General features: G+C 41.3%; 15 protein-coding genes. 5 read left to right on the top strand and 10 right to left on the bottom strand.

Annotated elements, in window-relative coordinates; translation table 11 throughout:
* Nucleotides 1-4 precede the first annotated feature (4 nt).
* From OEX01_00530 to OEX01_00505, 6 genes are read right to left on the bottom strand one after another with little or no spacing between them, the layout of a single operon-like run.
* On the bottom strand, nt 5-157 hold the full coding sequence (locus tag OEX01_00530) for a transcriptional regulator (GenBank protein ID MDH5447480.1): 153 nt from the start codon (nt 155-157) through the stop codon (nt 5-7).
* A complete protein-coding gene (nifU, locus tag OEX01_00525) occupies nt 154-534 on the bottom strand; it encodes a Fe-S cluster assembly scaffold protein NifU (protein ID MDH5447479.1) in 381 nt (126 codons plus the stop codon). The genes OEX01_00530 and nifU overlap by 4 nt, the downstream gene beginning before the upstream one ends.
* The gene (gene nifS / locus OEX01_00520) at nt 527-1,708 is read right to left on the bottom strand and encodes a cysteine desulfurase NifS (protein MDH5447478.1); all 1,182 of its coding nucleotides are present in this window, start codon (nt 1,706-1,708) and stop codon (nt 527-529) included. The genes nifU and nifS overlap by 8 nt, the downstream gene beginning before the upstream one ends.
* A gap of 11 nt (nt 1,709-1,719) precedes the next feature.
* Nucleotides 1,720-2,028 (bottom strand): sulfurtransferase TusA family protein, encoded by a 309-nt coding sequence (locus OEX01_00515; GenBank protein ID MDH5447477.1) that lies wholly within the window; start codon nt 2,026-2,028, stop codon nt 1,720-1,722.
* Nucleotides 2,029-2,070: 42 nt separating this feature from the next.
* Nucleotides 2,071-2,622: a hypothetical protein gene (locus OEX01_00510; GenBank protein ID MDH5447476.1), complete on the bottom strand. Its 552-nt coding sequence runs from the start codon at nt 2,620-2,622 to the stop codon at nt 2,071-2,073.
* A gap of 2 nt (nt 2,623-2,624) precedes the next feature.
* A complete protein-coding gene (locus OEX01_00505; GenBank protein ID MDH5447475.1) occupies nt 2,625-3,854 on the bottom strand; it encodes a DNA primase small subunit PriS in 1,230 nt (409 codons plus the stop codon).
* 288 nt (nt 3,855-4,142) lie between these two features.
* On the opposite strand from OEX01_00505, the gene OEX01_00500 reads away from it, so the two are divergent.
* The 5 genes from OEX01_00500 (at nt 4,143) to OEX01_00480 (ending at nt 11,260) form a co-directional block, all read left to right on the top strand.
* A complete protein-coding gene (locus OEX01_00500) occupies nt 4,143-5,219 on the top strand; it encodes a DUF362 domain-containing protein (protein MDH5447474.1) in 1,077 nt (358 codons plus the stop codon).
* A 10-nt stretch (nt 5,220-5,229) separates the two neighbouring features.
* Nucleotides 5,230-6,528 carry an FAD-dependent oxidoreductase gene (locus tag OEX01_00495; protein MDH5447473.1) on the top strand — a complete coding sequence of 433 codons (1,299 nt, stop codon included), beginning with the start codon at nt 5,230-5,232 and terminating at the stop codon, nt 6,526-6,528.
* A gap of 12 nt (nt 6,529-6,540) precedes the next feature.
* The gene (locus OEX01_00490; GenBank protein ID MDH5447472.1) at nt 6,541-7,650 is read left to right on the top strand and encodes a glycosyltransferase family 2 protein; all 1,110 of its coding nucleotides are present in this window, start codon (nt 6,541-6,543) and stop codon (nt 7,648-7,650) included.
* 69 nt (nt 7,651-7,719) lie between these two features.
* Nucleotides 7,720-9,903, top strand: coding sequence for a hypothetical protein (locus tag OEX01_00485; GenBank protein MDH5447471.1), 2,184 nt, complete (start codon nt 7,720-7,722; stop codon nt 9,901-9,903).
* Between the two features lie 79 nt (nt 9,904-9,982).
* On the top strand, nt 9,983-11,260 hold the full coding sequence (locus tag OEX01_00480) for a glycosyltransferase (protein MDH5447470.1): 1,278 nt from the start codon (nt 9,983-9,985) through the stop codon (nt 11,258-11,260).
* A gap of 82 nt (nt 11,261-11,342) precedes the next feature.
* Here OEX01_00480 and OEX01_00475 read toward each other — a convergent pair whose 3' ends face one another.
* The 4 genes from OEX01_00475 to OEX01_00460 all read right to left on the bottom strand — a co-directional run bounded on the left by OEX01_00475 (nt 11,343) and on the right by OEX01_00460 (nt 14,699).
* On the bottom strand, nt 11,343-12,164 hold the full coding sequence (locus OEX01_00475) for a polyprenol monophosphomannose synthase (GenBank protein MDH5447469.1): 822 nt from the start codon (nt 12,162-12,164) through the stop codon (nt 11,343-11,345).
* Nucleotides 12,165-12,291: 127 nt separating this feature from the next.
* The gene (locus OEX01_00470) at nt 12,292-13,299 is read right to left on the bottom strand and encodes a DNA primase large subunit PriL (protein ID MDH5447468.1); all 1,008 of its coding nucleotides are present in this window, start codon (nt 13,297-13,299) and stop codon (nt 12,292-12,294) included.
* Nucleotides 13,300-13,303: 4 nt separating this feature from the next.
* A complete protein-coding gene (pcn, locus tag OEX01_00465) occupies nt 13,304-14,059 on the bottom strand; it encodes a proliferating cell nuclear antigen (pcna) (protein ID MDH5447467.1) in 756 nt (251 codons plus the stop codon).
* Between the two features lie 274 nt (nt 14,060-14,333).
* Nucleotides 14,334-14,699: a VOC family protein gene (locus OEX01_00460; GenBank protein MDH5447466.1), complete on the bottom strand. Its 366-nt coding sequence runs from the start codon at nt 14,697-14,699 to the stop codon at nt 14,334-14,336.
* Between the last annotated feature and the right edge of the window lie 101 nt (nt 14,700-14,800).

Below are 14,800 nucleotides of genomic sequence, written 5' to 3'. Positions count from 1 at the left end.
TCTATTATGCTTTTTTCTTTTTTTCATATTGTTCGGCGCATTTCTCGCAGCAGAACACGTATTCTTCACCATCGATAACATATTTGTAGATTGCAAACTCGCATTTATCGTCTGTTATTTTTACGTTGCACTGTGCACACTGTATGAATTTAGTCACTTTTCATTTGCTCCCTGCTTTTTCTGATAGTCTTTTATGGCTTCATGCAACGCATCTGCAGCTAGGTTCGAGCAGTGCATCTTTATTGGTGGAAGACCTCCTAGGCTGTCTGCCACATCGCCTCGGCTAATCTCCGTAGCCTCTTCCAAAGTCTTGCCTTTAGCCAACTCTGTTATCATGCTGCTTGTGGCGACTGCTGCGCCGCAGCCGAAGGTTTTGAACTTAATGTCAACGATGCGGTTGTCTTTGACTTTGATGTACATGGTCATCACGTCGCCGCATACGGGATTTCCAACAGTGCCTACGCCGTCAGCGTCTGGAATTTCTCCCACGTTTCGAGGGTTTCTAAAATGCTCCATAACCTTTTCGCTATACACTTTTCCTCAACTCTTTTGGCGTTAATGGTGACATAGCACGCAGCCTTTTAACTATATCGGGCATCAAACCCACCACATAGTCGACATCTTCTTCAGTGTTTTGTTTGCCCAACGTAAACAGCAACGAACCGTGAGCCTCTTCATGCTTTAACCCAATAGCTAACAGCACATGAGACGGCTCCAACGTCTTAGCGGTGCACGCTGACCCGGAAGATGCCGCAACACCCGCCATATCTAGATTAAGAAGCATTGACTCACCTTCAATGAAGCTGAATCGCACTGCCACGTTGTTGGGCAAACGTTTCGATGGGTGACCGTTTAGAAAAGAGTAAGGAATGTGTTCCAACAGCTCTTTGATGAACTTGTCCCGAAGTTTGTTCAGCCTCTCGCTTTCCGCTCCCATTTCAGCCTCCGCCAACTCCGCCGCCTTCCCCATACCAACGATACCTGGCAAGTTTTCTGTGCCAGACCTTAACCCGCGCTCTTGACCTCCCCCATAAACAAGGGGCTCCAATCGCGTGCCTTTCTTTATGTAAAGCGCCCCTACTCCTTTCGGTCCATACATGTCGTTTGAAGACAAAGTCAATAGGTCAACGCCTTCCTCTTGCACATCCATTGCAACCTGCCCCATCGCAGCAGTAGCATCTACGTGCAAATAGGCGTTTTTGTCATGCACGATTTCGCTTACTTCTTTTATGGGTTCGATGGTGCCGATTTCTCCGTTTGCATACATGACAGAAACAAGAATTGTTTCATCAGTCAGTTCTTTCTTTAAGATCTCAAGGTCAATTATGCCATATTTATCAACGGGCAAAAATGACACTCTAAACCCTTGCTTCATCAAATATTTGCAAACGTTCAGCACCGACATGTGTTCTATGCCTGTTGTTATGATGTGTTTTCCACGCATTTGGTTTCTTGCCGCCGCTCCTCTAATCGCCCAATTGTTGCTTTCAGTGGCGCATGACGTAAAGACAACTTCTTCACTTTTTTCTGCACCAATCAGCCCAGCAACTTTTTCCCGAGCACTCTCAAGCCCTTTCCTTGCTTCTTGAGCAAAGGAATGCAATGAAGCAGGGTTGCCGTAAAACTTTTCAAAGTAACGCTTCATCTCTTCAACGACATGAGGGTCAACAGGCATACCCGCTGTATGATCCATGTAAACCTTTCTCATCGCAAAACCTCTCATCTTCCCTTCTTAATCAAGAAATAAAGCTTACTCCCTTCTTTCCTCGTTTCCACGATTTCATGGCCTAAGCGTTTAGTTAGGCTTTGTATGTCTCTTTCTGCTGCTGGATCATCTGCCCAGATTTCCAAAGTTTCACCCACTTTCATTTTGTCTAACTCTAATCGTGTTCTATAAACGGGTTCTGGACAAAAAAGCCCAAGGCAATCTAACGTTCTGTCAGCCTTAGCGTTTTTCTTCAAGGTTTTTCCCAAAGTTTCTCTGTTGAGGGTTAAGAAAAGGTTTACTATAATTGGGCTAAAAGCCATGGTGAAAGAATTTTGAGCAGTTTTACGCCCGGCAGCAATTACTCATCTAGTTTCTATTTCCATAGCAACACCATGCTTCACCAAAACTTTAGCGTTTTCAACAGGCAACGTTGCCACGTCTTCAACCGAAAAAGGACCATAAACTTTCAAATCCGCACCCACAATAGCCGGGACTTCCTGTATAAAACGTAGTAACATCCTTTTCGACGGCTCAGTTTTTTCTTCAACTTTCGAAATTTTTCCCCGCAAAGAATCTTTCAAAAGAGACTGAAAACTTTCAAATGAAGGTCTCAATTCAAGAAGCACTCTTTCTTCCTCTACTGTTAATGCTTCTTTCTTCAGAGGTTTTGTAGATGTCGCGTGTTCGACTATCTTTTTAAAGCGTAGTCTGGCAAGTTCTTCCATTAGTCGTTTAGCGTTTGACAACTCTTGTGAAATCAGTCTTGCCTTGGCTGACTTTTGGTCCAGCATTCGTCCTTCTCGTCGAATTCGGCCTACATATTTGGCTAGTTTGGCGTAGAAATCCTTAGGAAGCCTTTGTAGCTCTGCATTTTCTTTTTCTTTTAACCAAGCGTCATAAAGCAAGTCATACACGGCTATTCCGCCACCTGCGCTGCTCCCTTGCAGAGTAGAAATAACGCTGCTGCTGTGGGCAACTCCTCGTGGGAGGTATTTTTGAATGGTCCATAATATGTGTCTCCTATTTGAAACTTGGGCGCTTCATCAACGTTAACATTTATTTGTCCTTCTTTAAAGGCTACTGCCTCCTTTAAAGGATCAAACTTGTCCAGGCCACTTAGAGGTGCTTCCACTTTCATAAACCCTGTCTTTCCATGTAGGCTTCCGGCTAACCGAATTAGTCGATGAGTGTCTGTTGTGACCACTGTATCAATTTTCGCCGATTGCTGGTCCACAATCCATTGAATAATTTTTTTCCAGTTTTTGGGTCCCACACCCTTGACGCTGATCCACTCTTTATTTTTCCAGTTTTCCAGAAGCGTTTTCTTGTTTTTGATTAAGAAACCAGCGACGTGTTTTTTTAAGCCTAGCTTTTCGATTTCGTCGGAGGTTGCTTCTGTTAGAAACTCATAGATTCTGTTGGCAATGCGACCTCTCCAACCTTTCAAGTTAGGTCCAACAACAACTCTACCTTTATCCTTATCTATCAACCTGTGCAATTCTACTTTGAAGCCTAACCCGATAATATAATCCGTTATTTCCTTGCGCGCCATAGAATCAAGAAAACGAATATTTTCGTTTTCTACATGTACGTGATAGCCGCGATTTCCGCTAAAGTAAACCTTTATTTCGTCTTCTGCGAAGCCTAGGTCTTCCATCAACATGTCTAAGAGCTTGACTGTCTCTTTTTTGGCAGATTTCAAACACTCGTCGCACATCCAAGTCTTAGTGTCGAATTTTGCTTCGCCGCAAGAGGGACATTTTTCAGGAGAAAGTCCCTTACCAGCAAAGCTGCAATGGCTACAGACCCATGTGTCGTGAACTTTGCCGCATGGCGTAGGAATGTGATCCGCGTCAATATCAAACACTAAATCCGCCCCCAGCCAGCCTTTGTCTTTCATCTCTCTCTCAGGTTCCTCGAAGTATGCGCTGGAGTAGTAGACATCTGATGGAATTATGGTGCTCAAGAATGCTTTGAGGACGTTTATATTTTCAAACTTTCTGTGCCTCAACATTATTCTTTTCTTAAAAAGAAGAAAACCAAACTCACGTTTCTCCATTTGCTTAGGAATATGAAATGTGACGCCCTTATTCTTGTAGTATTGGGCAAACTTCTCGCGTATAGCTTGTACTGATGGTGAAAGCATGGGTCTTCAACTAGCCTACTTTATAGATAGGTTGTTTATTCAAGTTTAGAGGTAACTCAAAGTAAATTCTTTTATGTCTTGGCATGTTTTTGCAAAAATCTTTGAGGACAGCTTTTTCTAACATCCATCTAGAACATTAATAATGCTGATGACTATTTTCTCATGATGCGTTGCTGATCAATATGTCGCCCGAAATGGTCTTGTTTCTGAAAGATTATATATGTATGAGCAGAGTAGTCACTCTGAACAAAATATATTGAAGGCCAAGAGATGGTGTGAAGATTGAAAATGCTTTCTAACACTTCACCTGTTACAAATGAGGAGATGCAGAAACTCCCTTCATTGGTTCTTTTCTTAAAAGTGAAACGAATACGAGGCGGTGTACAAAAAACAGTTAAAGCCGCTATGCTGCCCATGTGGGAAAAGAATGAGCTAAAGGGAAATAAGGTATTCGTCAAAGTTAATCTTATTTCCTCAGAGTACGTCCCTGGACAGTGCACATCTCCTATGGTTTTAGATGAAGTTTTAAAAGAGTTAACTGAACGTGGTTATGATGTAACTCTTGGTGATGCAGATCTTGCGGCAGCGCGACAATGCAACAAAGCTGCTGAAGTTTGGGGGCATAAGAAACTCGCTAGAAAATATGGTGCGCGTTTTCAAAATCTTTCAGAGGATAAGTTGATTAGAGTTAAATTAAATGGCAAAGTTTTCAAAACATTAGATGTCCCCGAATCTATTCTCAAAGCAGATAGTATCGTTAACTTGCCGGTAATGAAGACACACTGCCTCACTGGCTTAACCTGTTCTCTAAAACATTTTTGGGGCGTCGTCCCTAGAGTACGGCACCAATATCATCTGGTTGTCAACGATGCAATTGCAGATATAACGAGTTTTTTAAAACCTAAGATTGCGTACACGATAGTAGACGGCACCATTGCTATGGAAGGTAATGGGCCTCGTACGGGGATGCCGAAAATATGTAATGTAATATTGGCTTCCACCGACCCTGTGGCCTTAGATGCAGTTGTTGCAGAGTATATGGGAATGCCAACTCCTAAACACGTAAAAACTAGTGCGAAACGCGGTGTAGGCGTACTTGACTACACTCTGCAAGGCGATGAGTTCAAATCAAATCCCTTTATCTTGCCAGAACCAGATAAACAACCAATTTTCAAGTGGGAGATGGCGTTTCGTAAATCTATCTTCAAGTCAATTATGTTCGACACATCTCTGTTTGAGATATTTGCTTGGATCGCCACTAAGTATAATAGCTTTTGGTATTACAGACGCGAAGGAATAAGTTACACGGAGAAAATTGCAGATACGTGGTATGCCCGAGAATTGGCGCAATTTTTAACTTTCTAGAGGTCTTGACTTGGCGAAAGCTGTTGTTCTAGGAGGCGGCTTATCTGGTTTAATAGCTGCCTCGACGCTCTCCGAAAATGGCTTTAAAACTGTTTTGCTGGAAAAAAATGGCACACTTGGTGGTTTGGCATCAAGTTATTTAATAGATGGAGAACATATTCCTAAAACGTATCACCATGTCATGTATGGCGACAGCGTCACTCTAAAGACTATCCGTGATCTAGGTTTAGAAAGCGATTTGTATTGGAGGAAATTGAAGGTTGGTTTCTATTCTCAAGGGAAATCTTATGATTTTTCTTCTCCTTTGTCAATTCTGAAATTCAAACCTCTGAGCTTTTGGGGGCGAATAAAATTTGGCTTGTTGGTTTTTAAGGCGCGACAAAAAATGGATTGGCAGGAACTGGAAGGAGTAGACGTTGAGAACTACTGCAAAGCTACTGCGGGCGAAGAGGCTTACAAGCTGATAAACTACATCGTACAAGCGAAGTTTGCCGAACCTCCAAATAATGTATCTGCAGCGTGGTTAATGAGTCGTTTTGGGCACGAATCAAAATCAGTTAGTGACCGATTCGGTTATGTAAGCGGCGGCATTGAGAAAATTGTAACAGGACTTGCGATGCGATGCCAAAAAAACGATGGCGTTGTAAAAACTGGAGCCAAGGTCACCAGCGTTGTAATAAAGAAGGGAAAGGTAAAAAAGGTAAAATATGCGGAAAAAGGAAGAACTCAAGAAATCACGACTGACATAGTTATCAGCACATTGCCTATTCCTGTACTTTTAAAAGTCGTCAAAGATCTGCCGCAGGAATACCGGAAATCGTTAGAAAACATCGAATACAAATCATCACTCTGCGCAGCATTAGCTTTGTCTGAAAGACTCAGTCTATTCTACTGGCTAAATATAATGGATTTAGAAAAGTATCCTTTTGTAGGAGTCTTCGAGCATGGACATTTGAATACAGAGTTAAAACATCCTAGTTTAATGTTTGTCGTGAAATATTTGAATTCCACAGATGACTTCTGGCAAAAATCTGACAAAGAGATAGTAGAGGAATTCTTGCCGCATCTTAGCGACATTTTTGACTGTGATGTAAGAGAAAAGCTGCTATGGTGGCGCCTTCATAGAGCACAATACTCTACACCTCTGTTTATCCCCGATTACGGTAAACATATGCCTGAAGCTAAGTCCCCGGTAAAAGGATTATACACAGGTGGCATCTCTCGAACGTATCCGAGAGATCGTTATATGGGAACGGCTCTCAAAACAGGTATAGATGCAGCGCAAGCCGCTTTGCTCAACCATGAATGACTGGGAGTCATATTGACTGCAAAAACCAACACAAAACCTGTTTTGACAGAGTTAGTTTCAGTGATAATGCCTGCTTATAATGGGGAAAAAACCATATGTAATAGTATCGAATCCGTCTTAAATCAAACTTACAAACCCATCGAACTGATTATCATCGATGACGCAAGTAAAGACACCACCTTCGAAAAAATAAACGAATGCAAACACGAAGATAACATTGCTTTTTATAGAGTAATTAAACACGACAGGAATCTTGGGCTTGCAGCAACATTGAATCATGGAATAAAAGAATCACATGGAAAATATGTTGTAATACTACATCAAGACTGCGTATTTGCTGACAAAAATTGGATAATCAACGCTTTAGAATACTTTGCCAACAGCAAAGTAGCTGTTGTAACAGGTTATTATGGAATTCCCCCTAAAAAACTAAATTTTTTCGCAAAAGCCTTCGGTATATTTCGAAGACAATACCATGCCGCAAACCTTAAACAGGTTGAAGAAGAGGTAACGTTTTCCGAGGGGAAATGTGATGTATACAGGAAAGACGTTTTGGAAAAAATCGGAGGTTTTCCTGAGAGATTTAGAATTGCTGGGGAAGACCTTTTCGTATCCTACAAAATACGCCAACAAGGATTTCTGATATTGAAAAGCTACAGACTTCCTGTCATACAGAAGTTTGGGCCAGCTGCAGATAATTTGTCTAAAAATCTGCGGAAAGAATTTGTCTTTGGGAAAGCTATGGGCGGTATTTTCCTGATGTTTAAAGCATTCTTGTTTAAGAAAATGAGAGTTTCAAAGTATTCGAGGATTAGGTCTCTGCAGCGGGCTAGCCAACCTCTCTTTGCTATGGCTTTCATTCTACTGCTACTCTCAGCGATAGTTCTCACAAGTCTGACGATTTTTTGGTTAACAATCATAGTATTAGTCATTAGATATCTTTTCTATGTCGCTACAATCTGGAACGAATTACTTAGTATGTCAGAAGTATTCGGTAAAAGCAAAGGGGTCTCTTTCTTGGAGTCTTTGCTTATAGCAGCTTTAGGGCTAGTGATAGACTTTGTTTACAGTCTTGGTCTTTTGTACGGCTTAATTTTATATACTATTGGCACAAGATTATGATAGCCCATAGACTTATTCAGGGAAGTTGGTCCAAGTGTCTGATAGTGAACCGTGATGAAAAAATTGAAAATGTCTTTCAGACACATTTTAAGTTTCATCGATTTTCTAAAGAAGATACATCCTAAATATATGGCATTGCTTTTCATACTAATGATCGCATCGATTCTAGTCTCTGTTATGACCATGTCTAGATATCTATGGGGTAGTCCCTTTGAAGAATATACACAAGTTAATGGCATTCAAACGTATTTTACATCCACGAATGATGAAGGAAACATTTCTATTACTCAAGATAGTGTCAGGCTAGAGGCAAAGAATAACTCGTTTCCAAAGGCATTTGTTTATGCTGCCGCCAATGATTTTATATGGAACTTCTCTGCAATCCCATTATTATCATCTGGTTTTTCCTATCCTATCTATTTCTCAGTAGAGTGGATACATGGAAGTATTTCTGTGTGGGCTGAGACGGAAAGTGGTTGGTATTACAACTTCATTTCAGGCGGAAATTTCGTGCAAAATAACGCTTCAATAGGAGGGGGACCCATAAATATTGGCTCGAAATATAACGTTGAAATAGAATGGAACGAACAAATCGAGCATATTTTAGTGACTTTCTCAATTGAAAATGAAACAGGCGCTAAAGAATTTCACGTTAATATACCTGAGGTTGGTCTTTCTCCGGCTCTAAGCCTTCAAGCATGGGCAAACTATGATGCCCACGTTGCGGTTTATTATGTGCAAAGCTCGTTCTTGACTTATAATTCAAGATATTCAGAAGAATCATATGTTGCAACAGTAGCTTCTATTTTTGGGAGTATCATTTTCACAATTCTGACCGTTTTGGTATTTGTTTCCCAATCTGACAGATTTTATCCTTTATTGAATTCGTCTTTAAAACTAGGAGTTCAGAGATTAAACGGCACCATTAGGCGTATATACAGTTTCTTCATAATATATGTTAAGGAAAACAAATCTTTCGTCTACTTACTCGCGTTTTTTGCGGTTTTGCGAATCATCTTAGCAATATCTTTGCCTGCCCACTGGTTCGACATGTATGCGTTCAGGGCTTGGTGTCAAGTAATTAATGAGAAAGGGTTGTTAAGCATTTATCCTGAAACTGCTGTGTTGCCTCCAATTCACTTTATTCGACCTGTCTATCCTTATCCGCCAGTAATAGCATACTTTTTCTTTCTAATTACGCAAGTTCTTCCGACAAACATTCCAAACTCTGAGGTTCTACCTGCATTGCTTAAAGTTCCTCCGATTTTAGCAGAATTGGCATTAGCATGGGTGACATTTACTGTTGTCAAACGATGGAAGGGACATAAATTTGGACTTGCCGCTGCTACGTTAACTATGCTGAACGTCGTCAATTCTAGTGTATGGGGACAATACGAGTCTGTCATTGCACTATTCATGGTGTTAGCTGTTTGGTTTGTCGTAACAAAACACGTCGAATTAGGTTGGATGTCTGCAGCTTTAGCTGTAGCAACAAAATCAACTGCTCTTCCATTTGTCCCAGCGGTTCTTTTAGTGAGCATAAAAAAGTGGGGTTTTTTCCGCACCTTGGTGGGCATAGGAATATTTAGCCTTACTACGATAATTGTTTGGGCGCCTTTCTTACTGAGCGGATATTCCTTGAATTTTGTTTTGTGGCAATTTGGCTTTGGTCTTTTTTCCAGCCGCGGAGCATTTACTCCCGCATCTTCGGAGATCACCAAGACTACTGTTTTTGCATTAAATATATGGCCACTCATCAATTTGGTGATAGATAGAGTTCCACCAGGAATTAGTGCTTTGGCAACTGTGTCAGACAACAAACCAAACCAGTTTCTCTTTCTCAGCTATTATCAACTTGGTATTTTGTTGTTCGCGGTTCTCTATATTCTCATTCTTTACAGTCTTCTGAAAGACACAAATAGTCAAGGCATAATGGGAAAATTCGGCTTGCTCTTGTTTGTGTTTTACATGATTCCTACAAGAATGCACGAGCGTTACATGTATCTTGCTTTATCTTTTCTTCCTCTTGCTTACGGCAGTGCAGCCTATATCAAAAAGTTCTCTATACTTTTGCTAGTTACTTTTTCCATTAACCTATTCTCAGCTCTTTCAGAACAATGGACTCCTTCAAACGTTTTAAATATCTTTGGAAGCTTTTCTTTTGTGGGAAATGTGGGGATACTATGTCTAACCCTGATCAACATCTCGGTTCTCATTACATGGCTATATCAACTCATCAAGGAGATAAAATAAATAATCGCCGACATTTAAACCATGCTTGCATCCTTGAAAGTGGTTGTTGGCGTTTGCATTTGGTCTTGGGTGAAAAATAGTGCCAAAAAGAAAGATCGTGCTTATTTCATCTTCTCCTTTTCCTCATGGCGATAATATTACTGATGGGCCTGGTTATAGAGCATGGAATCTCTTTCAAAGATTTTCCAATAAACACGAAATTGTTATTCTGAGTCTCTACGAAAGTTATCATAAAAACATAGAAAAGGAGTTTACTGTATCTGAGGACAACTACTTAATTAAATGCATATCACATAAACCTAAAAAAGTTGCAAAGGCTGTGTCTGACGAGAGGCCAGACACTCTATATCTCCCTTGGTCAGCAACACCATTTATAGCGCGAGTAACACAGAAAATTCCAACTATTGTGGATTATGTGGGTGCCACGCTTTTAGAACAATTGACATCTTTCGGAACTGTCCCAACTGACTTTCTTCGCTTGAAGATGAAGTCTTTTTGGATTGGAGATTTCTTAATGACCGCGGGTTCAAGGGAAAGATATTACTTGATCGGACTCCTTGTTAGTTCTAAGAGACTCTGCAGTCTCAAACGAAAACTCTCCGCTTCTCTTATCCACCATATCCCTATGACTCCCCCTTCAGTTCCTCCAGTATCACGAAAAATGGTCATAGATAAACAAAGAGGTGAGCTGGTGATATTAATAGCCGGGGCTTTCTTGCCATGGTATGACTATCAAACTTTGTTCAGAGCCCTCAATACTTTGGTCAAAAAAGGTCGGAAAAATTTTAAATGTGTTTTTTTTGGAGGCAATCCGAGAAACAAGCATTTTGAAAAGCTAATCTTGAGGATGGGTTATAATTCGCTCTTGAAAAATAACTTGGTCTTCACTGGTATAGTGCCTTTTAAGGAGCGAGGGAATTACTATCTTCAATCCGATGTTGCCGTTAATATCCCTTGCAACACAGTAGAAGATGAGCTAAGCGTAAGAACAAGAATAATGGACTATGTTTGGGCAAATCTTCCAATAATAACACCCGCAAGGGATGAACATTCTGAGATGGTTATTAACAATGGTGGCGGGTTCAAGTATCTCGGAAGTGACCCTGTAAGCCTCTCGACAGTATTGCAGAAGCTAATGGACAAACAGGGATTTCAAAAGATAACGAAGGCAAAGAAAAACATGAAAGAGATTTATCAGAAAACTCTAGACATAGAAAATGCGCTGAAACCTTTAGAGACGTTTATTAATGAACCATATGTAGATCCTGCAAGGTCATCTCCACGACAATTTCTGCCCGAAGTACTTTTATGGGGAAGAGATGTTTTGCGTTGGCTAAAACGAGGGGCTGTACAATAGCAAAGATGAGAAATCGAATATGCACAAGCGTTACTATTTCAGAGTTTCAAAGACTCTAATAAATCAAAGATTTATGATAATATCACAGAGATTCTGACTTTTTTTCTCTAGATGTACACACGCCTAATTTTGTTTTGGTAATGTACGATAAGAATCCTTGAAATTCCGCTTTCGTAAGCTTTGACTTACCCTTCTTCCTATTTTCAAATACTATCGGTATTTCTATGACTTTGAAACCTCGGGTCCACGCTTGTTTGACTGTTTCGATTTGTATCTCATATGTTTGACTGTGAAGATGACCAATCACATTTTTTACGTAATTCTTAGAGTAGCATCTGAAACCACTTGTACAATCACGTATCCTCATTCCAACCATCGTAGCAGCAATGAAATTCGCCACCCGACTAATTAGCCTCCGCAGAATGTGCCACCCGACAATTCTACTACCTTCTTTATATCTGCTTCCAATAACCAAGTCATAGCCTTTCTCAGCGGTTGCAAGTAGCTTCGGTATGGCTTGCGGATTATGAGAGTAATCTGCGTCCATTGTAATAATATAATAAGGCGGGTTCTTCAAAGATAAGATTACCTTGAACCCATCTGTAATGGCAGTTCCCAACCCAAGTTTGGCAGGTCTTGTAAAAACTAGAATATTTTCATATTCCTTCTTTAGTTCCTCTACAATGCTTGCTGTCCCATCATGACTAGAATCGTCTATTACGACGATTAAAGAATCCGGTTTCAAGCTTTTGATTTCCCTTATGAGGCTTTCAATGTTGCCTGCTTCACAATATGTAGGGAGCATAATAGCGACAGACGGTTTTTTCTTTGATGCTTTATCTATTGAAGACAACTCGCAAGAACCTCGCTCCTTTATGCTAGGGGGCAGTGCTATTTGGCTCACTTCTTTCACCTATTTCTGGGAAACGAACTTTCTTAATGAAGCTTTTTAATGGTTAGTGTTGTTATATATGTTTGTTTATAATAGTTGCGCACACACAATCTGGGCGAACCACGTTTTACTTTCCTAACTAAACGTTTTTCCTTAGTTTTCTCTTATAGCATACTACTGGGCTCCACGCTTTTCTGCAGTCTTCATCAGAGTTGATGCATACGCCATGAGTTTGAAGTGTAGAGCATTTTGGGGGTCTGTATTTTGTTCTGGACCCCCTTTGACCTGCAATATGTTCAACTTGGTATCGTGTAAGGCGCTCGTTGAAGTCGGAAAGCGTTCGAAAGAGGTCTACGATGTTTTCAGCGGTCATACCGATATTTACTAGGAACGTGGTTAGAGTAAAGCGGCCTATGTGGGAGAGGTGGTGGCCACTGGATATGGAGTTGTAGAGTGCTTTTATGCATGGCGGGAAGGCTTCGAAGTCTACTGTCTTTGGATATTCTTCTATTTTGATTGCTCCTTTGCGGGCTGTGAACGTGTTTTTAAGTTTCTCAACTGCAGCTTTGACTTCTGGGGGCAATGAGCTGACTTTTGTGTCAAGCTTTGACTCTATATATTTTCGTATTTCTTCTTGAAGGAGGCGGCAGGCTTCGCGTTGGGTTAGGTAGATTTCGCCTTTGTCGAGTTGTCTGTTTATGAGTTTCCATTCTGGCTGTTGAAGGGTTGTAGTGTTTGGCAGGTAATGTGTGAAGTGGAGCTTGAAGTTTTGGGGGATTTTGGTTTGTGTTTGGGAGAGTTTCCATTTGAAGTATTTTGCTATTTGGAGGATTTTTTGTGGTTTTTCTTGTTTTAGGTGTTCGTAGATTTTTTTGGCTTCGTGGAGAGCATATCTTTTTTTGAGGTATTTGTCATTGATGGCTGCTACCATCATTATTGCTACGGGGAATGAGGCGGTTTCTATGTCGCGGTTTTTTAGTCGGTGTGGTGGGATATCCTCAAAAGATGCGGTTATGCGTTGTTCAGCATGTTTTATGACTGCTGGTGTTTCTGTTAGTTCTTGTATTGTTAAGTCTAGTTGTTTGATGTCGTTTGCTGCTTGGGGAAGAAAGGGATATTTAGCTAGGTCGTCTTTTGTGAGGGACATGCGCCTATTCTACTTCTATGCGTGGGGCTAGGTAGAACGTGAGTTTTCCTTCTTTTGGCTGTTGGAAGTCAATTTGTATAGGCATGTCGTTAGCGAATTGGAGTGCGGCGATTTCGCTTGTGGCTGAGGCGGCTTTGATTATTTCGGCGAGATAGCTGAGGCTGTAGGTTGCTTTGGCTGGTTCTTGGGTTTGGAGGTCTAGGAGTGCGTCGCTTCCTTTTTGGAGTGTTATGGTAGCGCCCATGAGGTCTCCTGTGGCTTGGAGGGTTAGCTTCTCAACATCTGCTTCGATGCGGACGTGGTCGCTTACGAGTTGGGCGTCTTCGATGGCTTGGCGTAAGCCGTCTGTTGTAGTTTTGGCGGTGGTTTTGAAGGTTATTTTTGGGATTGGGACTTCTGCTTCTTGGGGTTCAAGAGTGGGCATGTTGAAGGTACGGGTGTAGCGTCCGGTGATGCTGATTTGTAGTCGGGCGGTTTCGGGGTTTAGGCTCAGTTCGATGGTTTCGTCTTTTGCAGTTCTACGTAGGAGTTTGAGGAGTTCAGTTATGTTTATGCACATTTTTTGGGGTTGGTCGCATTGGTATTCGTCGAAGATTGTTTTTGGCCAGTGGAAGTCTATCATGGCTACTCTTGAGGGATCCATGGCGCGGAGTTGGATGTTTTCTGGTGTGAGGTTGAAGGTGGCTTCGTCTACGAGGATGGCTATGGCTTGGAACATGTCTCGCAGGAGTTTGGCGTCGGTCATTTTAACCTTAAACAATGTAAATATCACACCTTGTCTAGTGGTTAGGTATGTGTAAAACAGCCAAATAAAAGCATATTGCTCCAAGTTTTTATCTAGGGATAATTATCTTGTTGTTTTCAAGCATTATTCAAATGATGAGAAATCAGAAGGTTATACGGCTGCGAGTTTGTCTCGCTTGTCAAGTAGGAAAATTCGTGCTTAGATCAGTCTACTGTCTATTTTGTCACTAATAGGATGCGGTATTACTGTGCCTTGCCACCATTTGTTTATGCGTAAAACTTGTTCCGTTTTACTCTTCTTTTCTTTGCACTAGAATAAACTTGTTCTCATCTGGATCAAGAAAAGCTGCCGTCCTGCCACCCCAATACTGATCTTTCGGCTCACTAACAAACCGTACACCCTTCGCCCTCAACCTCTCATAAACCCCATCCACGTCGTCAACAAGCATAAAAATGTCCGGAACACCCTCCTTACTTACTCCTTTGCCACCTTTCTTGCCTCCGGGACCAAAAGCCAACTCCACGCCACCCACATCAAAAATCACATAATTCGCCCATTCCCCAGTCTTCCTCAATCCCAGCACCTCCTCATAAAACCTAGCCGTCTCCTTCAAATCAGAAACAGCAAAAGCAACATGATTAATCCTCCTAATCACAGACCCTCACCTCCCTCAAACCAAAAACAACCCAAACTATAATCAAACCACACTAAAAACCCATCCACCAACCACAAACCAACCAACCACCCCATATTAGA

It is taken from the genome of Candidatus Bathyarchaeota archaeon (assembly GCA_029882535.1).
Taxonomy (GTDB): domain Archaea; phylum Thermoproteota; class Bathyarchaeia; order Bathyarchaeales; family SOJC01; genus JAOUKM01.
Note: the sequence above shows the minus strand (reverse complement) of the source record. Positions and strands in the feature narration are given on the sequence as shown.

Coding starts and splice junctions, on each gene's coding strand:
- nifS (MDH5447478.1), bottom strand. CDS start 1,708: ATGAGAAAGGTTTACATGGATCATACAGCGGGTATGCCTGTTGACCCT.
- OEX01_00515 (MDH5447477.1), bottom strand. CDS start 2,028: ATGGCTTTTAGCCCAATTATAGTAAACCTTTTCTTAACCCTCAACAGA.
- OEX01_00505 (MDH5447475.1), bottom strand. CDS start 3,854: ATGCTTTCACCATCAGTACAAGCTATACGCGAGAAGTTTGCCCAATAC.
- OEX01_00500 (MDH5447474.1), top strand. CDS start 4,143: ATGCTTTCTAACACTTCACCTGTTACAAATGAGGAGATGCAGAAACTC.
- OEX01_00485 (MDH5447471.1), top strand. CDS start 7,720: ATGTCTTTCAGACACATTTTAAGTTTCATCGATTTTCTAAAGAAGATA.
- OEX01_00470 (MDH5447468.1), bottom strand. CDS start 13,299: ATGTCCCTCACAAAAGACGACCTAGCTAAATATCCCTTTCTTCCCCAA.